The sequence below is a fragment of the Pseudooceanicola sp. LIPI14-2-Ac024 genome (assembly GCF_042188925.1).
Lineage (GTDB): Bacteria > Pseudomonadota > Alphaproteobacteria > Rhodobacterales > Rhodobacteraceae > Pseudooceanicola.
Window position 1 is genome coordinate 2,896,636 of sequence record NZ_CP170102.1, and the last position, 18,197, is coordinate 2,914,832.

Consider the following 18,197-nt stretch of genomic DNA (forward strand, 5'->3'; position numbering starts at 1 on the left):
GGCGATGACGCGAGGCCTGTCCAGCGCGGCTAGCCGGGATCGCGCAGCGCCGCGACCTCGGCGGGGGTCACGGCGATGTCACCGCGCAGCACCAGCTCGATCGTGCCGCCGGAATTCCGCGCCTCGATCACCTGGGCGAAGGCTTCGACCGGGATACCGCCCTGGGCCACGCCCTCGGCATAGGTTTCGAGGGTGAGGCTGTAGGTGCCCGCGGGCAGGGTGCGCCCCTCCTCGGTCAGTCCGGCCCAGGCGAAGCTGCCCGGATCGGTCGGCATCTCGACCCGGCTGACGACGGTGCCCGCGGCGGATTTCACCACCAGCACCGCGCGGTCGGTGCCGGCGGGCGGATCGGTCACGATCTCGACCGGGGTGCTGCCGTCGAAATGCACAGGCGCGGCGCTGCGCGCCTCGAGCCCGATCCACGAGGAATAGCCCTGCAACCCGGCCAGCGACTGCTGCGCGACGAGGCCCTCGAGCAGTTCGTTGGTCTTCACCTGCTGCTCGACCGAGGAGAAGGTGGCCAGCTGCACGGCATAGTCGGCGGAATCGATGGGGTTCAGCGGGTCCTGGTTCTGCAGCTGGGTGGCCAACATCCGCAGGAAGGTTTCGAAATCCGAAGAGATCGCGGTGCGGGCCGAGGCCGTGCTGTTCGTCTGCACCTGTGTCGCTGCCGCGATGGTCGATGGGGCCTGCGTGACGTCCATGCGATGTCCTTTCCTCAGAGACGGATGTCGAGCGCGCCGGCAAGGCGCAACGGGGGCCGGCCGGGCGGCGGTGCCGTGTCGGACGGGGATGCGTCCGGGGCGCTCTCCGACGGGTCGGGCATGGCGGAGCCCGGCTGGGACCGCGCCGCGCTGCCGCCGAAGGACAGATCGACCGAGGCATATCCGGCCTGCTGCAGCGCGCGCCCAAGCTCGGCCCCGTGGCGGCGGACAAGGTCCAGCGTCTCGGGCCGGTCGGCCTGCACCACCAGCGCGACGCCGTCGTCGCGGGGCCGGATGGTGAGGTGCAGGCGCCCGAGTTCCTCGGGTTCCAGCGTGATCTCGATCGTGCCTGCCCGGTGCTGCTGGACCTGCGCGACGACCTGGTCGGCCACCGGTATGGGCGGCGACGGTGCGGAGGAACCGCCGCGGGGAAGCGGTACGGATGCGGGCTGGGACGGGGGTGGCGGCGTGGCCTCGACAACCGGGCGCAGGCCGGTGTCGTCCGTCGCGACGGATGGGATCGCATCACGCGCGGTGGTGGCTGCGGGCATGGGTGATGGCGCGGGCTGCGTCCGGGCGACCGGTTGCGGGGCCTCTTTGACGAGGGGGGTGCCGGCGGCGTGGCGGAGTTGCTGCGCGTCGAGGTGAAGGTCGGTCGCGGAGCATCCGACCTCTCCGGCGCTGGCGGGAGACGTGTTTCGGGCCGTGGGGACACGACTTTGCGGGGCGGGGCCACAGTTGTGGCGGCGGTCGGTTGTCTGGGTTCTGATTTGGGTTCGGCCAGTTCCATGGTGTCTGCCTTGCGACTTGCCCCGGCGGGTTCGGTGGCCATGGCGTGAGGCAGAGCGTCCGGGCGGCGTGGTGCGATGGGGGTGACCTTCGTGTCTGGCGGTAACGTGCGTCCCCGTACGGAAGGTGCCAAGACTTTGGTGTCATCCACAGCATTCCGCGTGGCGGTCCTGTCGGATGCGGCGGGCACCTCGCGACGGGGCGATGCTTCGGCGTGGAAGGAGCTCATATTCTGCCGGACCGGAGGCGGCATCGAACGGTCTTGCGTCGCCACCGCCGTAGAGGTCGCCTGTGGAACGGGGTTCGGGATCGTCTCGATCTCTTGCACGGCGCTCCTTCCCATTAGGAAGGCCTGATCGACCTTTGCGAGCGGCTTGACCGCTACCGGCTGCACCTCGGCGGCCGGGACGTCAGGGGGTGCCTTCAGCGGTGTTGGTGCGATGACATCGGGCAGGTCCTGGACATCTTCAACGGACACTGATGTGGGATACCCATCCGCTGCCGTACTGTCCTTAGTGTCCTGATCGTCGACATCGCCTTCGACCACGCCGACTGCCTCTTCCACATCTTCGGCCGCATCACCCGGCTCCTGGCTTGGAATGGAGATTTCCGCATCCTGGAGCAACGCGATCAGGGCCTCGGCAAAGGTGCGTCCGGCGCGCGGGGGCGCGGCACGGTCGGTCATCGGCTGTGGCCCGGACAAGGCGGGCGGCAGGGGGAGCAGGTCCATGTCGGTCACCGGAGTTCTTTCTCGGTGCGCCCCTCCTACCCGGTGTTTGGTTACGCGACATTTACCGCCGCCGGGTCAGTATGGGGAAAGTCCGACAAATTGGAGCGACCCGATGACCGACCCGATCGCAAGCCCCCGTGCGCCCGCCCCGCCGCCAGCCGCCGACCCTCTGATGCGCGCGGCCCGAGCGCTCGAGGCGACGTTCCTGGCCGAGATGCTGGAACAGGCGGGCGTCGGCGCGGCGCGGACGGGGCCGTTCGGCGGTGGCGCGGGCGAGGCGCAGTTTGCCTCGTTCCTGCTGGCCGAACAGGCCGAGGCGATGGTGGAGGCCGGGGGCATCGGCCTGGCCGAACGGATCTTTCACGCGTTCAGACAGGAGACCCGCGATGACACGGGACGCTGACGACCTCTTTGCCGCGCTCGACCGACTGCTGGAGGAGGAGCGCGCCGCGCTGCTCACCGGCCGGCTGCACGCGCTGGCCGACATCTTGGTGGACAAGGCGCAGCTGATCGACGCGCTGCAGGCGGCGGGCCCGGCGGACGCGGCGCGGGACATGGCCGAATTGCGGACAAAGGCCGTTCGAAACCAGGAGCTTATGGACAACGCGATGCGCGGCATCCGGGCGGTGGCGAACCGGCTGGGCACGATGCGGCGGCTGCGCAGGTCGCTCGACACCTATGACGAATCCGGGCGGCGGACGACCATCTCGACCCAGGGCGGGTCGCAGATGGAGAAACGGGCCTGACAGGGTTTTCATCAAATCGCGGGCAATGCCGGGAGCACGATTAGGGAGTCATTAAGAACTGGAGACGATGGTGTGCGGGCATCCCACCGGATGGCGCGGATCATGCCAAAGCATGCCGTTCCGCATTGGTCAGAATGACAGGTGATCCGTCCCGACGGAGGGACGGGATGTGTAACGGGCGCAAAGCGTCCCCGACCAAAGGAACTATGCATTGCGACCTTCCACGCGCCGCCATGATGCCCGTCGCCTGCAACGACCTTCTTCCGCTTGATGATGACCGGCGCGGCATTGGACTGCCCGCTCATGCTCGTCACCTCTCACACACCCCGGAGCGGTTTAGCGGGGCAGGGGTTAGTGACGGCTTAACGTTTCCAATTGCGCGGTTTTCGGGTCAGAGGCGATAGACCCGCGCGGCGGTGTCGTGGAACAGCAGGCGCTTGTCGGCGTCGGACGCGCCGGCGGCGAGGCGCTTGAAGGCGTTCCAGAGCACCGGGTAGCTGTACGAGGTCTTGTCGACGGGGAAGTTGCTTTCGAACATGCAGCGTCCGGGGCCGAAGAGGTCGATCGCGGTTTCGACCCAGGGCCGGAAGGCGCGCGCCAGCGTGTCGGAGCCGGGCGGACGGTCCTGTTCGGCAAAGCTGCAACCGGTGATGTCCATGCCGAGGCCGCCGAGCTTGACCGAGACGTTGTCGCAGGCCGCGAGCTCTGTCATCGCCGCCTTCCACGCGGCAAAGACCGCGTCGCCGCGTCCGCGGTAGGCGCCGATCCCGAGGGGGCCGCCGACATGGTCGAGGATCATCGTGGTGTCGGGGAAGCTGCGCGCCAGGTCGGTGAACTGCGGGATCTGCGGGTGGTAGAGCCAGCCGTCAAAGCTGAGGCCCGCGGGGGCGAGCTGGGCAAACCCTTCGCGGAACGCGGGGCTCTGCATGGTGTCGGCGGCGACCGGCGGCAGGTAGGTGTCGAAACTCGGCTCGTTCGCGGTGATGTGGCGGATGCCGCGGAACCGGCCGCGGGCGGCGGCCTTGTGGGCCTCGAAGACCTCGGCAACGGCGGCGCCGAGCGAGAGGTTTGCAAACCCGACGATCCCGGCGCAGACCTCGGTGTCGATGTCGCGCGCGGCGGCCGCGTCGACGACATGCATGACCTTCTCGGTTTCGCCGACCGGACGCAGCGCCTCGAGCCCGTCCTCGTGATGGCCATAGCGGCACTGGATGAACACCGTCTTGCGGATGTCGTGGCCCGATCCGAGGTCGGCGATCAGCTCGTCCGCGAGGTAGCCACCCAGCCGGTCCCACAGGTGGTGGTGCGGGTCGATGATCGGCAGGTCCGGGTCAAGCACCTCCTCGCGCGTGCGGGCCAGCCAGTCGGCCCGGGGCGGTTCGATGGCGATGCGGTCGCGTGTGTCCATGACGTGTCCTCCTGTTCGGGAGGACCCTATCCGTTTGCGCTCACACTCAAAGTCCGGGGCGTCAAATGTCCGATATCTGGTTGCCGATGCCGGCCAGCCGGCCGAAGAGGCCCAGCACGGTTTCCGCGGCCGTCACCGGGCTTTCGGTGACCAGCACGGTGTCCTTCGGGTTGATGCCGAAGTTCCGCGCGGCAAACAGCCCGTCGGCCGAGGTCAGGTCGATCACGAAGACGACGTAGGGCTTGTCCGGACCGCGGCCGTCGGCGCGCAGGGCGCTGGCGGGGTACTCGCGCAGGACCAGCACGCCCTTGGGGTTTGCGCGGGTGTCGGTCAGCCCGCCCATCATCGACATCGCCTCGAGCGCCGAGATGCGTTCACGGTCGAAATAGATGATCTCCTCGGTGCCGCTGGCGCCGAGCGAGGTGAAGTAGCGGTCGTCCTCTTCCACCACGATCTGGTCGCCACCGCGCAGCACCACGTTGCGCGACGGGGACGCGAACAGGTCCTTGGCGCGGGTCTCGTAGCTGGCGTCGCCGCGGATCAGCCGCACGACCGGGTTGCGGAGCGAGGTCGCGATCCCGCCGCCCTGGGACAGGGCGCTGAGGATGCGGTAGTCGCGGTTCGGCAACGGGTAGGTGCCGGGCTTGGCCACGCCGCTGACCAGGTCGACCGAGTTGTCCTGACCGGGCACGAGGGTCAGTTGCACCTGGGCCGCCGGGACGATCCGGACCAGGCGATCCTGGATCTCGGCACGGGCCTGCTCCGGCGTCATCCCCGAGATCACGACCTCGTCGATGTAGGGGACAAAGACGGCGCCGGCGCTGGACACCGTGATGCCGTTCATCTTGATGACCTTTTCCTCGAGGCTGGTCAGCAGGGAGTTCTCCTGGCTGTCCCAAACCGCGAGGTCGACCTGGTCGCCGGCGCGGATGATGTTGGAGTTCGGGCCGCGCGTGCCCTGCAGCCAGCGGTAACCGCCGTTCCATCCGGTGACCGGCCACTGGGCGATCTGGGCGGCCGACGCGCGGGTGACGTCGACGACGGCGTAGTCCTTGGGCGTGGTGCTGTTGCTCGAACCGGTGATTTCCGAGGTCAGGGCGGCGCCACGGGGCAGGGCGCAGGCAGACAGGAGCGCGCAGATCGCGACGGCGCACACGGCTTTCACGAATTGACCGGTCATTCTAAGTTCACTGCCCCTTTGCCTCTCCGTGCCCTTTATCAGGCCTGCAGCACGATGGTAAACAATGTTCGGCTGGGCATCCGCCCTACAATGGACAGGCTCTGTGACGGAAAGAACGCAAGCGAAACGCCCGCGGCAAAGGCTGATGGTGCTGGGGGCGACGGGCAAGCTGGCCCGCATGGTGCGGCACTGCTGGGCCGTGGATGACGCAACGGAATCCGGTGTGACGTGGGTGTCGCGGCGGCCGGGTGACGGGGTCACGACCTGGACGACGGCGGCGCCGGCCAGGGGTCTGCCGCGGGCCGATGTGGTGATCGCGCTCTGGGGCGTGACCGGCGGCAGCGCAGAGGCGCTGGCCCGGAACGCGGTGCTGGCGCGGGCGGCGATGGACCTGGCGGATACGGTCGGCGCCGACCGGGTTCTGCACTGTTCCAGCGCGGCGGTCTACGGCGGCGGCGCGCAGACCTGGTCCGAGGACGACCCGACCGCCCCGCGCGCCCCCTACGGCGCCGCCAAGGTCGCGATGGAGGCGGCGGTGGCAGACTGGACGGCCTCGCATCCCGGCGGCCCAGCCGCATGCTGCCTGCGTCTGGCCAATGTCGCCGGGGCGGACCAGCTTTTCGCCGCGATCGGGCGCGACGAGCCCCTGACCCTCGACCGTTTTCCCGACCGCTCCGGCCCCGCGCGCAGCTACGTCGCGCCGAGCGACCTGGCGCGGGTTCTGGCCGATCTCGCCGCGCTGCCGCTGGATAGGTTGCCCGCCGTGCTCAACATCGCCGGTCCGCAACCGGTATCCATGGCCGACATCGCCGAAGCGGCGGGCAAGGCGATGTCCTGGCGCCCGGCGCCGGAGACGGCCCTGCCGGTGATGCGGATTTCGGACGCGCGGTTGGCGGCGCTGGTCGGCCCGCTGGCGCGCAGCGCCTCGGCGCGGGACCTCGCGGCCGAAGGCCTCGCGGGCATGGCGGTGCCGTCGTGAGCCCCGGCAAGCGCATTCTCGACCTGACGCTCTGCCTCGTTCTCGGCCTGCTGCTCTGGCCCGTGGTGCTGGTGATCTCGGTCCTGATCCTGCTTCGCGACGGGCGGCCGGTGTTTTTCCTGTCGGAACGGATGAAGACGGCGGACCGCGCGTTCCTGCTGGTCAAGTTCCGGACCATGACGACCGATCCGCAGGACGGGGGCGTCTCGGGCGGGGACAAGGCGGCGCGGATCACCGCGACCGGGCGGGTGCTGCGGCGCTACCGGCTGGACGAGATCCCGCAGCTCTGGAACATCCTGAAGGGTGACATCAGCTTTGTCGGCCCGCGCCCGCCGCTGCGCCGCTATGTCGAGATGTTCCCCGAGCTCTACGGCGAGGTGCTGCGGAGCCGCCCCGGGCTGACCGGGCTGGCCACCATGATGTTCCACCGCCGCGAGGCGCAGCTGCTGGCCGGATGTCGCACCGCGGAAGAGACGGAAGCGACCTACATACGGCGCTGTGTGCCGGTGAAGGCACGCCTTGACCTAATTTACGGACGCAACAAATCCGTCTGTTACGACCTCGCGCTTATGTCGGCGACACTGTTTGGCGGCGACCCGGCCCGAAAGCGGCGGTCTTAGGCGGGGTCGCGTTTTTTTGCCCATTCTCCGCCGGATGCCGTAGGAAACTGTTGCCGAGTTTTACTTGCTGCCGCAATTGTAGTCACATATCGGGGAGTTGACGGTTTTTAGAACGATCGGAACTGAGCGGTTCCGGCCCTGCCGTCAGATTGGGTCGGGATCCGAAAACGACGAACGCCCGCCAAGGGCGCGGAGAAGAAGAATATGCTGTATGACTGGGCAGTGAATTTGCGGCAGTCGCAAAAGCGGGCCATTCTGCTAACTTTGGATGGTCTGATCGTACTGGCGTCGCTTGCACTGTCCGGACTTCTCGTGCCGCATGGGCCGAACGGCACGGCCGCGTATCTGATCGACCCGAAATTCGGCATTCTCTGCGTCGCCACCGTGCTGGGCCTGACCGCCTATCTCGGGCTCGACCGGATCAAGCTCCTGGCCTACGAGGCGAACGGCATTGCCGACACCGCCCTATTGGCGGTGGCGGTCGGCGCGACCTGTTCGCTGGCGAACCTGCTGCCCGGCGCTGAAATGGCGCTGATCGAGGTGGTGGTCGTCGCGCTCTTCTTCCTTGTCCTTTCGGTCACCGCGCGGCTCACCCTGCTGCGGGTGGTGAAATGGATCTACATCAAGCGCGGCAACCGCAAGCGCATCCTGATCTACGGGGCCGGCCAGACCGGGCGGCAGCTGGCCGCCGCGCTGTCGACGGACGACGCCGTGCTGCCGGTCGCCTTCGTCGACGACAACCCCCGCCTGCAGAGCCTGACAATCGCCGGGCTGCGCGTGCATTCGCCGGTCCATATCAAGGAACTGGTGCAGCGCAACGACATCGACCGGATCATCCTCGCGATGCCCTCTGCCGGGCGCGCGGTGCAGGCCAAGATCTCGCGCCGGCTGCGCGACATCGGCTGCGAGGTGCAGTCGCTCCCCTCCTTCGCCGAGATGGTGGCCGACCGGAACTATGACCGGAAGCCGATGAACGTCGACATCCAAGCGGTGCTGGGCCGCAACCGGCTGGAAGAGGAACTGCCGGGCGTCAGCGACACCTATGCCGGCAAGAGCATCCTCGTGACCGGCGCGGGCGGCTCCATCGGGTCGGAACTGTGCCGCCAGCTGGCGGAATGCCATCCCGGCAAGCTGGTGATCCTCGATCACAGCGAACTGGCGCTCTACAACATCGAACGCGAACTGCGCGAGATGGGCGGCGATTTCGCGGTGGTGCCGGTGCTGGGCTCGATCTGCGAAAAGAGCCTGATCACCTCGGTCCTGCAGGACAACCGCACCGATGTCGTGATCCACGCCGCCGCCTACAAGCACCTGCCGATGGTCCAGACCAATGCGATCGAGGGGCTGCGCAACAACGTGCTGGGCACCAAGATCGTCGCCGATGCCTCGGGCGAGGCGGGGGTGGAGCGTTTCATCCTGATCTCGTCGGACAAGGCCGTGCGCCCGTCGTCGATCATGGGCTCGACCAAGCGGCTGGCCGAACAGATCGTGCAGGACCTGGCCACGCGGTCGAAGTTCACCCGCTTCTCGATGGTCCGCTTCGGCAACGTGATCGGATCCTCGGGGTCGGTCATCCCGCTGTTCGAGGAACAGATCTCCCGCGGCGGGCCGCTGACCGTGACCGACCCGAACGTGACGCGCTACTTCATGACCGTGTCCGAGGCCGTGCGTCTTGTCCTGCTGGCCGACAGCTTTGCCCGCGGCGGCGATGTCTTCGTGCTCGACATGGGCGAGCCGGTGCCGATCTACCAGGTCGCGCGCCAGATGATCGAGGGCGCGGGCTATACCGTGAAGGACGACACCAACCCGCGCGGCGACATCGCGATCGCCTTCACCGGGCTGCGGCCGGGCGAGAAGCTGCACGAGGAGCTGCTGATCGGCTCTGACATGCTGACCACGCCGCACCCCAAGATCCTGCGCGCGCAGGAGGATCACCTGTCCGAGATCGAGATGGCCGCCGCGCTGAGCGAAATCCGCCGTGCCGTGGACGGCCGCGACCGGACCGCCGCAGAAGCGGCGCTGATCAAGTGGGTCGAGGAATACGAAGAAGGCGCCGAGAGCGTCGTCGGCTGATCGGCCGCGGTGCGGGTGCGCGGTGCGTGGCAAGCACGTACCCTACGGTGCGGTGGAGGGGGCCGGCTGACCCCAGCGACATGGGGTCAGGGTAGGCGGCGGGATCAGTCCTGCAGTTCCATCTTCGATGCATCCTCGGGCAGAACGTTGAAATTGTTCAGCGTCACCGAGACAAAGCTGTAGTAACCGATCAGCGCCACCAGGTCGACAAGGCGGTCCTGGCCGAGCGTGTCCAGCGCCATGGCATAGGTCGCGTCGCTCACCTGCTTGCGCGGGCTGGTGAACGCCTCGTGCGTGAAACGGTAGACGGCCTCCTCCTCGGGATCGGCGAAATCGGGTGTCTGCCGGGTGCGGATCGCCTCGGCCACGGCGGGGTCGAGCCCGGCCTGCAATGCCAGCGGCTTGTGCGCGAACCATTCGAACTCGGCGTCCCAGCAGCGGGCCGTGGTGATGATCGCCAGCTCGCCCAGTTTCGGGCCCAGCGAATTCTCGTAGCGCAGGTAGGTGCCGAGCGCGGTGGCGGCGTCGGCCAGCTCGGGCCGGTTCAGCCAGAGCGCCAGCGGCCCAACGACGCGGCCGCGCGGGGTGGCGAGGATGCGGTTGTGCACTTCCTGCTGGCGGGGGGTGTAGGACGACGGATCGGGCGGTGTCAGCCGCAGCTTGTCGGGGTTCATCATGGCGCGCACTCCTCCTTGCACGGGGGGCAGCCTAGGCCCCTCGACGCCGCCAGTGAAAGCGGTAAAGGATGGGTCGCATATCCATGAAACGGGGCAGGTGCGGCGATGACGGCAAAGGGCAATCTGTGGCGGGACAGCGCGGGCGAAAGCATCTCGACCGTGCCGCTGTCGGGCGATGTCACGGCGGACCTCTGCGTCATCGGCGGCGGCTTCACCGGTTGCTCGGCGGCGCTGCGGGCGGCCGGGGCGGGCGCCTCGGTTGTTCTGATCGAGGCCGAGACGGTGGGCCATGGCGGGTCGGGTCGGAACGTCGGCCTAGTGAACGCCGGGCTCTGGACCCCGCCCGAGGAGATCACGCAGCTGCTGCCCGACCAGGCGGCCGGGTTCATCGCGCGGCTGGGAGAGGCGCCGGCCGAGGTCTTCCGCCTGATCGAACGGCACCAGATCGACTGTGAGCCGGTGCGCAACGGCACGCTGCACCTCGCCCATGCCGAGGCGGGGATGGCGGACCTGCGCAACCGGCACCGCCAGCAGGCAGCGCTTGGCGCCCCGGTGCGGCTGCTTGATGCCGCCGAGACGCGGGCTCGGACGGGGACGGACGGGTTTCATGGCGCGCTCCTCGACATGCGTGCGGGGACGGTTCAGCCGCTGGGATACGCGCGCGGATTGGCGCGTGCGGCGATCGGGGCCGGCGCGCGGCTGCACGAGATGACGCCCGCCACCGCGGTGCGGCACGAGGGCGGGACCTGGCATGTCACGACGCCGGGCGGGACGATCCGGGCTGGGGCGCTGATCCTCGCCACCAATGCCTATCACCGGCCCTTCGACGGGCCGGGGGTGCCGCCGGTGGTCATTCCCAGTTTCTTCCAGGCCGCGACGGCACCGCTGCCCGAGGCGACGCTCGAGGCGATCCTGCCAGGGGGCGAGGGCTGTTGGGATACCGGGCTGGTGATGACCTCGGTCCGGCGTGACCGGGCCGGGCGGCTGATCCTGGGTGCCTTCGGGTCGATGGAGGCGGCGGGGCGCGGCGTGCACCTGGCCTGGGCCCGGCGCAAGCTGGCGGCGCTCTACCCCGCGCTGGCCGGGCAGGCGTTCACCCATGCCTGGTCGGGGCGGATCGCGATGACAGGCGACCACCTGCCCAAGATCCTGCGGCTGGGGCCGCGCGGCTTAGCGGCGTTCGGCTATTCCGGTCGCGGCATCGCGCCCGGCACCGTGTTCGGTGCGGCGCTGGCCGAGGCGCTGGTGAGCGGGTCGGAAGACGGACTGCCGCTGCGGCCGGTCGACGGGCACAGGGACGGCTTTGCAGGGTTGCGCGGCGCCTGGATCGAGACCGGTGCCACGCTGGTCCATGCCACGGGCGCACGGTTCTGAGGTGCGGCGCGGACGGCTGACGCCGCCCGCACCACCGCAACGGGGACGGGCCGACATGCGGCCCTGCCCGGGGAATGGTGGCCCCCGTCCCGGCAGACCTCAGGTAGGGCCGGGACCGGGGCGCGCAAACCGCCGGTCACGCGGATGTCAGTGCCAGCCGGTGGTCAGCGTCTCCATCGGCTGGATCCGGCCGGCATCGAAGCCGCGGCGGTTCACCACCTTCTGCGACAGCAGCGCCTCGGCCGCCGGATGCGCCGGGTCGAGAACGCCCAGCCCGACGAGGATCGCGGCGATCGTCGCCTCGGACGCGCGGGTGGTGCCGTCGGTGATCTTGACCGCCACGCCCAGTCCCTGCTCGGGCAGGATCGCGACGAACACCGCCTCGGCCCCGGTCTTGACCGCGACACGCCCGTCCATCGCCCGCATCAGGCTGGTGCAGGCGCGGCCTTCGCCGGCGACAAGCTCGGGATGCGCCACCATCGCCTGCACCAGTCGGGCGGCGGCGGTCTGCCGGGCACCCTGGCCCTCGCGGGCGGTGGCGAAATAGGCCATCGCGCGGGCCAGCCCGGTGATCGAGCAGGCAAAGTTCGGCGCGGAACAGCCGTCGATGCCGTAGCCGGGGCTGGTTTCGCCGGTGACCTCCTCGAAGGCGGAGAGCGCCGCCTGCTGGACCGGGTGGTCATAGTCGACGTATTCGCTGCCGCCGCCCAGGTGCTTGTTCAGGGTCAGGAATCCCGCGTGCTTGCCCGAGCAGTTGTTGTGGATCTGGCAGGGCGCTTCGCCCGCGCGGATCAGAGCATCGCGCGCCGGAAGGTCGGCGGGTTCCTGCGACCCGCAGCGTAGGTCGCCTTCGGTCATGCCGATATGGGCCAGCCAGTCGGCGACCGGGTCGGTGTGGATGGCGGCACCGTTGTGCGACGCGCAGGCCAGGGCGAGGTGCCGGCTGCCAAGGCCCGCGGCATCCGCCGCGCCGCTGTCGATCAGCGGCAGGGCCTGGATCATCTTGCACGAGGAGCGCGGCAGGATGGTCAGGTCGGGGTCGCCCCAGGCCCGCAGGATGCCGCCCTTGGCGTCGCAGATCACGGCGTGACCGGTGTGCAGGCTTTCGAGGATGCCGCCGCGGGTGACCTCGACCATGGGGACCGGGTTGCTCATCTTTTCTTGACCTCAAATCTTAGCGAAATTTTGCCGACCGGCCTTTCGCCGGTGGCCCGTCTTACGGTAGTGTCCGCGCATCGAGATGGAAATGGTCTGCCTGCGGAAGAGGCCGCGGAACGGTCGGGCGACCATGGGACGAGGCACGGGACAGCTTGGAGGCTGGACAATGAAAAATACGGTAGCCGGTGTGGCGGCGGCGATCCTGACCATCGCCGCGTCTGGCGCTGCGATGGCACAGAGCGCGAGTGAGAACCAGGTTGCGGCCAAGACCGACTGGAGCGTTTTCGTCGAGGACGATCCCAAGGAATGCTGGGCGGTGTCGGCGCCCAAGGAAACGGTGAACACCAAGGACGGCCGCGTCGTCTCGGTCCGCCGGTCCGACATTCTCTTCATGGCTTTCTACCGCCCCGGTGCGGATGTGCAGGGCCAGATCACATTTACCGGCGGCTACCCGTTTCGGGACCGTTCGACCGTCAACCTGAACATCGACGGGACCGAGTTCGAGCTGTTCACCGAAGGTGAATGGGCCTGGGCCGCATCGCCTGCCGAGGACGCCAAGATCCTCACCGCGCTGAAGCGCGGGTCGAACGCGGTGATCAGCGGCATTTCGGGCCGCGGTACGGCGACCAAGGACACCTTCTCGCTACTCGGCTTCACCGCGGCGGTCGAGGATGCGGAGCGTCGCTGCACCGGCTGACACGCCGCGGCCCGTCGGCCAGGGAACAGGGGATCGCGCCGGAACCGGTGTGATCCCTGTTTTATTTGGCGCAAGAATCCCATATAGGGCCAGACTTGCCCAGGAGATCCGCGATGACCGAGTCCGCGCCCCAAGCCCCGATCACGCAGGACGTGATGACCATCCCCCGGAAACTGCCGGAGGGAGACGGCCGCGTGAATCTCGTCGGGCTGACCCGCGACGGGATGCGTCAGGCGCTGCTGGACGCGGGCACGCCCGAGAAGCAGATCAAGATGCGCCTGAACCAGGTCTGGCAGTGGGTCTATCACTGGGGGGTTCGCGACTTCGACGCGATGACGAACCTCAGCAAGGACTTCCGCGCCATGCTGGCCGCGAAATTCGTGATCGAGCTGCCTGAGATCGTGTCAAAGCAGGTTTCGGCCGACGGCACGCGCAAGTACCTCGTCCGGATCGCGGGCGGTCACGAGGTCGAGGTGGTCTATATCCCCGAGGCGGATCGCGGCACGCTCTGCATCTCGTCCCAGGTGGGCTGCACGCTGACCTGTTCGTTCTGCCACACCGGCACGCAGAAGCTGGTGCGCAACCTGACCCCCGGAGAAATCGTGGGCCAGATCATGCTGGCGCGCGACGACCTTGGCGAATGGCCGGTGCCCGGCGCGCCGAAGGACGAGACGCGGCTGCTGTCGAACATCGTGCTGATGGGCATGGGCGAGCCGCTCTACAACTTCGACAACGTGCGCGACGCGATGAAGATCGCGATGGACGGCGAGGGGATCGCCCTGTCGCGCCGCCGGATCACCCTGTCGACCAGCGGCGTGGTGCCCGAGATCGCCAAGTGCGCGGACGAGATCGGCTGCATGCTGGCCGTGTCCTTCCACGCCACGACGGACGAGGTGCGCAACACGCTGGTCCCGATCAACAAGCGCTGGAACATCGAGACGCTGCTGGACGCGCTGCGCGAGTATCCCCGCCTGTCGAACTCGGAACGCATCACCTTTGAATACGTGATGCTGAAGGACGTGAACGACAGCGACTCCGACGCCCGGCGGCTGGTGCGGCTGATCGCGGGCATCCCGGCCAAGATCAATCTGATCCCGTTCAACGAATGGCCCGGCGCACCCTACCAGCGGTCCGACTGGGACCGGATCGAGGCCTTTGCCGACATCGTGCACAAGGCCGGCTATGCCTCGCCCATCCGGACCCCGCGGGGCGAGGACATCATGGCCGCTTGCGGCCAGCTCAAGTCGGCGACCGAGCGGGCGCGCAAATCGCGGGCGCAGATCGCGGCCGAGACCGGGCTGGCGGGCTGATCCGGCGCACCTGCCGGTTGCCAGCGACCGTCTGCCGGGGGCAGGATCGGTCGAGTGCAGCCGGAGCGCGCGATGCCGACCGATACGACCCTCCCGACCGCAGGGGACGATAGACAGTCCCTGCATCCCGACCCCGAGGTCGATTTTGCCCTCATCGCCCGCCGGACGGCGACGCTGGAATTCGCCTGGGACATCGAGCGGTCGCTGGAGTTCGCACTGTTCCGCACCTACGCGGTGCCCTCGATCTCCGGCCTGCTCGCCAAGACGGGAGAGTTCGAGCATCGCCCGCAGAAGCGGTATGACGATACCGAGCTGATCCTGGCAGAGCCGATGGAGAACGGCATCGACAGCCCCCGCGGCCAGGCGGCCATCGGGCGGATGAACGCGATGCACGGGCGCTACCGGATCAGCAACGACGACATGCTCTATGTCCTGTCGACCTTCGTCTGCGAGCCGATCCGGTGGCTGGACAAGTACGGTCGCCGACCGATGACCGCGGACGAGAAACGTGCCTGGGTGCTCTACTACCGCGCGCTTGGAACCCGCATGGGAATCGAGACTATTCCGGACGATCTGGCCGGTTTCGAGCGCCTGAACCGCGACTATGAGGCGGCTCGGTTCCGGTCTGCGCCATCGAACCGGCTGATCGCGGACAGGACGACCGAGCTGCTGCTGGGGTTCTACCTGCCGCGGGTCCTGTTCCCGCTGGGTCGACCCGTGGTGCGGGCCTTCATGGATCACACGTTGCTCGACGCCATGGATTATGCCCCGGCGCCCCGCTGGTTGCGCGGGCTGGTACACGCCGCGATGCGCGGACGGGCCGTGGCGCTGCGCGTCCTGCCCAAGCGGCGCAAACCCCTGCTGCTGACCGAGCGCAAGCGGCCGAGCTATCCCGGCGGCTACCGGATCGAGGAACTGGGCACCTTCAGGTGATGTGCAGCGGTGCGCGGGCGGGAAGGCCAGGCCGCACCGCCTGCGCCCTTTTCTTTCCGCCGCACATCGCCACATTAGGGACAACAGCCAAGGAGGGCCGGATGAAGACATATCGCAAGGACGAGGCGGCCGTCGCCGCGCTCACCCCCGAACAGTTCTGGGTCACGCAGGAAAGCGGGACCGAACGGCCGGGCACCGGGGAGTACCTCGACAACAAGGAACCCGGCATCTACGTCGACATCGTGTCGGGCGAACCGCTGTTCGCTTCGTCCGACAAGTACGAATCGGGCTGCGGCTGGCCGAGTTTCACCAAGCCGATCGAGTCTGCCTACGTGGCCGAACTGCGCGACACGACCCACGGCATGATCCGGACCGAGGTCCGGTCGGCCCATGGCGACAGCCACCTGGGCCACGTGTTCCCCGACGGGCCGCGCGACCGCGGAGGTCTGCGCTACTGCATCAATTCCGCCTCGCTCCGCTTCGTGCACCGCGACGACATGGAGGCCGAGGGCTACGGCGACTACCTGACCCAAGTGGAGGACGTGAGATGAGCGAAGAACGCGCCGTACTGGCCGGGGGCTGCTTCTGGGGCATGCAGGACCTGATCCGCAAGCTGCCGGGGGTCAAGGCGACCCGCGTCGGGTACACCGGCGGGGACGTGCCGAACGCCACCTACCGCAACCACGGCACCCATGCCGAGGGGATCGAGATCGTGTTCGACCCCGACAAGACCTCGTACCGCAAGCTGCTGGAGTTCTTCTTCCAGATCCACGACCCGACCACGGTGAACCGGCAGGGCAACGACATCGGCATGTCGTACCGGTCGGCGATCTACTATGTGGACGAGGCGCAGCGCCAGATCGCGCTGGACACGATCGCGGACGTGAACGCCTCTGGCCTCTGGCCCGGTGCTGTGGTGACCGAGGTGGAGCCGGTTGGCGACTTCTGGCTGGCCGAGCCCGAGCACCAGGATTACCTCGAGCGGATCCCGAACGGCTACACCTGCCACTTCCCGCGGCCCGACTGGGTGCTGCCGCGGCGTGACGCCGCCGAATAGCCCGATCCCCGGTGCGGCATCGCCTGCGAAGACACGCCGCGCCTGAAATCGTCCCGATGCCCTTGCCGTTGGCGCGGGGGTCGGAGATTGTGCGCCAAAAGCAGGGGCGACGGAGCAGGCCATGGCAAAGCGGATCGGCGGACAGATGACGGGGCTGGGCGTGGCGGCCGGATGGGCCATGCTGGCACTGGGCCAACCGGTTGCGGCGCAGTCCCTGGCCGAGGCGCAGCCGGGCCACTACACCAGCTTCACCACGGCGAACATGCTGCCCCGCGGGGCGGCGCGAATCGAACTGGGGTTCCAGCAGACCAACCCCTCGATCGAAACGCCCGGCACCTCGAACCAGACCTATTTCGCCAGCGTCGCCTTCGCCCCGGTCAACGGGCTCGAATTCGGCGCCGACTACATGAACTTCAACGACCCGCCGCCGGGCGACATCGCCGGGTCGCGGCCGAACACGGCCGTGGTCGGCGGTGGCCCCTGGGCCAAGGTGCGGCTCTACGAGTCCGGCCCGCTCAGCATCGCGGCGCAGGCGTCGGCCGAGTACATCAAGTTCAACTCGTCGTTCTACGGAAGCGACACGCACGAGTACTTCTTCATCGGCTCCGCGCACCTGCCGATGACCTACGACATCTCGCCGACCCTGCAGGCGCACCTGACGCCGGGCGTGACGGTCATGCCCGAGACGCGGAACGGCAACGATTTCTACGGCACCATTGCCAGCATCGGGGCCGGGCTGTCGTGGAAACCGTCGGACCGCACGCTGGTCTATGCCTCGGTCACCCAGCCGATGATGGGCGCCAACACGGTGATGTCGGACGGCAGCTATGGCCGCCGCCCGGTGATCACGGTCGGATCGCGCTATGCCATCGCGCCGAACACCGCGCTCGAGGTCTGGGGCACCAACGGCTTCGGCGCCACGCCGGCGACCGGGGTGCTGACCTTCTTCCCCGATGGCGACTTGCTGCTGGTGGGGGCCAAGGTGGTGCACACCTTCGGGCCCGGCGCACCCGATCCCGGCGCCTACGACCGCGCGCCCGGCACCGTCCTGTCGCCGCAGCAGGCGGGCCTGGCCGGTGACGGCTTTACCCTGCCGGGACCGCGGACGCGCGACCGCGGCACGGTGGTCGGCACGGCGTTCTACGGCAACCAGGGCGCCTATGGCGCGGCGGTGACGCTGGCCCCGGACCACATGTTCGAGATGACGGCGAGCTACGAGAGCATCGCCGATGACGGCAGCGGGTCGTCGGACAAGCTCAGCAGCGACACCAACCGCTGGACGGGGCTGGTCAAGCTGCAGTTCCTGGACCAGGCCGACAACTGGCCGGTGAGCCTGTCCTACATCGCCTCGCTCGGGCGGGACGAGGACCTGCACGGAACCTTCTACACCGCGCTGCCGATGATGCGCGAAGTCAACGACAGGCTGGCGCTCCGCGTTGTGCCGCAGGCTGCGTTCTACGGCGACACGGCGGTCTACATCGGCGAGTTCAAGGAATACGGCCTGGGCTTCGGCGCGACCTATTCTGTCCTGCCGGGGGTGAACGTGTTCGGCGAATACACCCTGCGCAACCATGGCGACGACATCTGGGCGGTCGGGGCCAAGGGCCGCCTGGGCACCGCCCCGGTCGAGCTGGGCCTGCATGCGACCAATGCCATCGGTGCCTACGGCGTGAACGCGATGACCTCGCAGGAAGACCCGCGCGTGGTGCTGTCGGTCTCGGTCCTGGGTGACCTGTTCCGCTGACGCGCATTAGCGTCGCGA

Annotated in this window: 18 protein-coding genes and 1 pseudogene; 12 read left to right on the forward strand and 7 right to left on the reverse strand. The window is 68.4% G+C overall.

Features of this window, described 5'->3' with window-relative positions:
• Window positions 1–29: 29 nt before the first annotated feature.
• Together ACE2AC_RS14215 and ACE2AC_RS14220 are read right to left on the reverse strand one after the other, a co-directional pair.
• A complete protein-coding gene (locus tag ACE2AC_RS14215) occupies window positions 30–704 on the reverse strand; it encodes a flagellar hook capping FlgD N-terminal domain-containing protein (protein WP_375688090.1) in 675 nt (224 codons plus the stop codon).
• A gap of 14 nt (window positions 705–718) precedes the next feature.
• The gene (locus ACE2AC_RS14220; protein ID WP_375688091.1) at window positions 719–1,255 is read right to left on the reverse strand and encodes a flagellar hook-length control protein FliK; all 537 of its coding nucleotides are present in this window, start codon (window positions 1,253–1,255) and stop codon (window positions 719–721) included.
• Window positions 1,256–2,335: 1,080 nt separating this feature from the next.
• On the opposite strand from ACE2AC_RS14220, the gene ACE2AC_RS14225 reads away from it, so the two are divergent.
• Together ACE2AC_RS14225 and ACE2AC_RS14230 are read left to right on the forward strand one after the other, a co-directional pair.
• The gene (locus ACE2AC_RS14225; RefSeq protein ID WP_375688092.1) at window positions 2,336–2,626 is read left to right on the forward strand and encodes a rod-binding protein; all 291 of its coding nucleotides are present in this window, start codon (window positions 2,336–2,338) and stop codon (window positions 2,624–2,626) included.
• Window positions 2,610–2,969 (forward strand): flagellar biosynthesis protein FlgN, encoded by a 360-nt coding sequence (locus ACE2AC_RS14230; RefSeq protein WP_375688093.1) that lies wholly within the window; start codon window positions 2,610–2,612, stop codon window positions 2,967–2,969. The genes ACE2AC_RS14225 and ACE2AC_RS14230 overlap by 17 nt, the downstream gene beginning before the upstream one ends.
• A 212-nt stretch (window positions 2,970–3,181) precedes the next feature.
• Here ACE2AC_RS14230 and ACE2AC_RS14235 read toward each other — a convergent pair.
• The 3 genes and pseudogenes from ACE2AC_RS14235 to ACE2AC_RS14245 all read right to left on the reverse strand — a co-directional run.
• Window positions 3,182–3,274 (reverse strand): annotated as a pseudogene (locus tag ACE2AC_RS14235) (chemotaxis protein MotB); the annotation flags it as partial.
• An 86-nt stretch (window positions 3,275–3,360) separates the two neighbouring features.
• Window positions 3,361–4,377: an amidohydrolase family protein gene (locus ACE2AC_RS14240; RefSeq protein WP_375688094.1), complete on the reverse strand. Its 1,017-nt coding sequence runs from the start codon at window positions 4,375–4,377 to the stop codon at window positions 3,361–3,363.
• A 61-nt stretch (window positions 4,378–4,438) separates the two neighbouring features.
• Window positions 4,439–5,557: a polysaccharide biosynthesis/export family protein gene (locus ACE2AC_RS14245; protein WP_375688095.1), complete on the reverse strand. Its 1,119-nt coding sequence runs from the start codon at window positions 5,555–5,557 to the stop codon at window positions 4,439–4,441.
• A gap of 103 nt (window positions 5,558–5,660) precedes the next feature.
• On the opposite strand from ACE2AC_RS14245, the gene ACE2AC_RS14250 reads away from it, so the two are divergent.
• From ACE2AC_RS14250 to ACE2AC_RS14260, 3 genes are all read left to right on the forward strand, one after another.
• On the forward strand, window positions 5,661–6,536 hold the full coding sequence (locus ACE2AC_RS14250) for an NAD-dependent epimerase/dehydratase family protein (RefSeq protein ID WP_375688096.1): 876 nt from the start codon (window positions 5,661–5,663) through the stop codon (window positions 6,534–6,536).
• The gene (locus ACE2AC_RS14255) at window positions 6,533–7,156 is read left to right on the forward strand and encodes a sugar transferase (RefSeq protein WP_375688097.1); all 624 of its coding nucleotides are present in this window, start codon (window positions 6,533–6,535) and stop codon (window positions 7,154–7,156) included. The genes ACE2AC_RS14250 and ACE2AC_RS14255 overlap by 4 nt, the downstream gene beginning before the upstream one ends.
• A 204-nt stretch (window positions 7,157–7,360) precedes the next feature.
• A complete protein-coding gene (locus ACE2AC_RS14260; RefSeq protein WP_375688098.1) occupies window positions 7,361–9,229 on the forward strand; it encodes a polysaccharide biosynthesis protein in 1,869 nt (622 codons plus the stop codon).
• A 104-nt stretch (window positions 9,230–9,333) separates the two neighbouring features.
• Here the strand turns inward: ACE2AC_RS14260 and ACE2AC_RS14265 are convergent, their stop codons facing one another.
• On the reverse strand, window positions 9,334–9,906 hold the full coding sequence (locus ACE2AC_RS14265) for a carboxymuconolactone decarboxylase family protein (RefSeq protein WP_375688099.1): 573 nt from the start codon (window positions 9,904–9,906) through the stop codon (window positions 9,334–9,336).
• 105 nt (window positions 9,907–10,011) lie between these two features.
• Here ACE2AC_RS14265 and ACE2AC_RS14270 point away from each other — a divergent pair, with 105 nt between their 5' ends.
• Window positions 10,012–11,280 carry an NAD(P)/FAD-dependent oxidoreductase gene (locus ACE2AC_RS14270; protein ID WP_375688100.1) on the forward strand — a complete coding sequence of 423 codons (1,269 nt, stop codon included), beginning with the start codon at window positions 10,012–10,014 and terminating at the stop codon, window positions 11,278–11,280.
• Window positions 11,281–11,427: 147 nt separating this feature from the next.
• Here ACE2AC_RS14270 and ACE2AC_RS14275 read toward each other — a convergent pair whose 3' ends face one another.
• On the reverse strand, window positions 11,428–12,435 hold the full coding sequence (locus tag ACE2AC_RS14275) for an asparaginase (protein ID WP_375688101.1): 1,008 nt from the start codon (window positions 12,433–12,435) through the stop codon (window positions 11,428–11,430).
• A 169-nt stretch (window positions 12,436–12,604) separates the two neighbouring features.
• Between ACE2AC_RS14275 and ACE2AC_RS14280 the strand changes: the two genes are divergently transcribed.
• The 6 genes from ACE2AC_RS14280 to ACE2AC_RS14305 all read left to right on the forward strand — a co-directional run bounded on the left by ACE2AC_RS14280 (window position 12,605) and on the right by ACE2AC_RS14305 (window position 18,179).
• Window positions 12,605–13,135 (forward strand): invasion associated locus B family protein, encoded by a 531-nt coding sequence (locus ACE2AC_RS14280; protein WP_375688102.1) that lies wholly within the window; start codon window positions 12,605–12,607, stop codon window positions 13,133–13,135.
• A 113-nt stretch (window positions 13,136–13,248) separates the two neighbouring features.
• Window positions 13,249–14,445, forward strand: a complete 1,197-nt coding sequence (rlmN, locus tag ACE2AC_RS14285) for a 23S rRNA (adenine(2503)-C(2))-methyltransferase RlmN (RefSeq protein ID WP_375688103.1) — start codon at window positions 13,249–13,251, stop codon at window positions 14,443–14,445.
• A 72-nt stretch (window positions 14,446–14,517) separates the two neighbouring features.
• Window positions 14,518–15,378, forward strand: coding sequence for an oxygenase MpaB family protein (locus ACE2AC_RS14290; RefSeq protein WP_375688104.1), 861 nt, complete (start codon window positions 14,518–14,520; stop codon window positions 15,376–15,378).
• A 101-nt stretch (window positions 15,379–15,479) separates the two neighbouring features.
• The gene (gene msrB / locus ACE2AC_RS14295) at window positions 15,480–15,929 is read left to right on the forward strand and encodes a peptide-methionine (R)-S-oxide reductase MsrB (protein WP_375688105.1); all 450 of its coding nucleotides are present in this window, start codon (window positions 15,480–15,482) and stop codon (window positions 15,927–15,929) included.
• Window positions 15,926–16,435 (forward strand): peptide-methionine (S)-S-oxide reductase MsrA, encoded by a 510-nt coding sequence (gene msrA / locus ACE2AC_RS14300; protein WP_375688106.1) that lies wholly within the window; start codon window positions 15,926–15,928, stop codon window positions 16,433–16,435. The genes msrB and msrA overlap by 4 nt, the downstream gene beginning before the upstream one ends.
• A 121-nt stretch (window positions 16,436–16,556) precedes the next feature.
• A complete protein-coding gene (locus tag ACE2AC_RS14305; protein ID WP_375688107.1) occupies window positions 16,557–18,179 on the forward strand; it encodes a hypothetical protein in 1,623 nt (540 codons plus the stop codon).
• Window positions 18,180–18,197: the final 18 nt, after the last annotated feature.

Coding starts and splice junctions, on each gene's coding strand:
- ACE2AC_RS14215 (WP_375688090.1), bottom strand. CDS start 704: ATGGACGTCACGCAGGCCCCATCGACCATCGCGGCAGCGACACAGGTG.
- ACE2AC_RS14220 (WP_375688091.1), bottom strand. CDS start 1,255: ATGCCCGCAGCCACCACCGCGCGTGATGCGATCCCATCCGTCGCGACG.
- ACE2AC_RS14225 (WP_375688092.1), top strand. CDS start 2,336: ATGACCGACCCGATCGCAAGCCCCCGTGCGCCCGCCCCGCCGCCAGCC.
- ACE2AC_RS14230 (WP_375688093.1), top strand. CDS start 2,610: ATGACACGGGACGCTGACGACCTCTTTGCCGCGCTCGACCGACTGCTG.
- ACE2AC_RS14240 (WP_375688094.1), bottom strand. CDS start 4,377: ATGGACACACGCGACCGCATCGCCATCGAACCGCCCCGGGCCGACTGG.
- ACE2AC_RS14245 (WP_375688095.1), bottom strand. CDS start 5,557: ATGACCGGTCAATTCGTGAAAGCCGTGTGCGCCGTCGCGATCTGCGCG.
- ACE2AC_RS14260 (WP_375688098.1), top strand. CDS start 7,361: ATGCTGTATGACTGGGCAGTGAATTTGCGGCAGTCGCAAAAGCGGGCC.
- ACE2AC_RS14265 (WP_375688099.1), bottom strand. CDS start 9,906: ATGATGAACCCCGACAAGCTGCGGCTGACACCGCCCGATCCGTCGTCC.
- ACE2AC_RS14270 (WP_375688100.1), top strand. CDS start 10,012: ATGACGGCAAAGGGCAATCTGTGGCGGGACAGCGCGGGCGAAAGCATC.
- ACE2AC_RS14275 (WP_375688101.1), bottom strand. CDS start 12,435: ATGAGCAACCCGGTCCCCATGGTCGAGGTCACCCGCGGCGGCATCCTC.
- ACE2AC_RS14280 (WP_375688102.1), top strand. CDS start 12,605: ATGAAAAATACGGTAGCCGGTGTGGCGGCGGCGATCCTGACCATCGCC.
- rlmN (WP_375688103.1), top strand. CDS start 13,249: ATGACCGAGTCCGCGCCCCAAGCCCCGATCACGCAGGACGTGATGACC.
- ACE2AC_RS14290 (WP_375688104.1), top strand. CDS start 14,518: ATGCCGACCGATACGACCCTCCCGACCGCAGGGGACGATAGACAGTCC.
- msrB (WP_375688105.1), top strand. CDS start 15,480: ATGAAGACATATCGCAAGGACGAGGCGGCCGTCGCCGCGCTCACCCCC.
- msrA (WP_375688106.1), top strand. CDS start 15,926: ATGAGCGAAGAACGCGCCGTACTGGCCGGGGGCTGCTTCTGGGGCATG.
- ACE2AC_RS14305 (WP_375688107.1), top strand. CDS start 16,557: ATGGCAAAGCGGATCGGCGGACAGATGACGGGGCTGGGCGTGGCGGCC.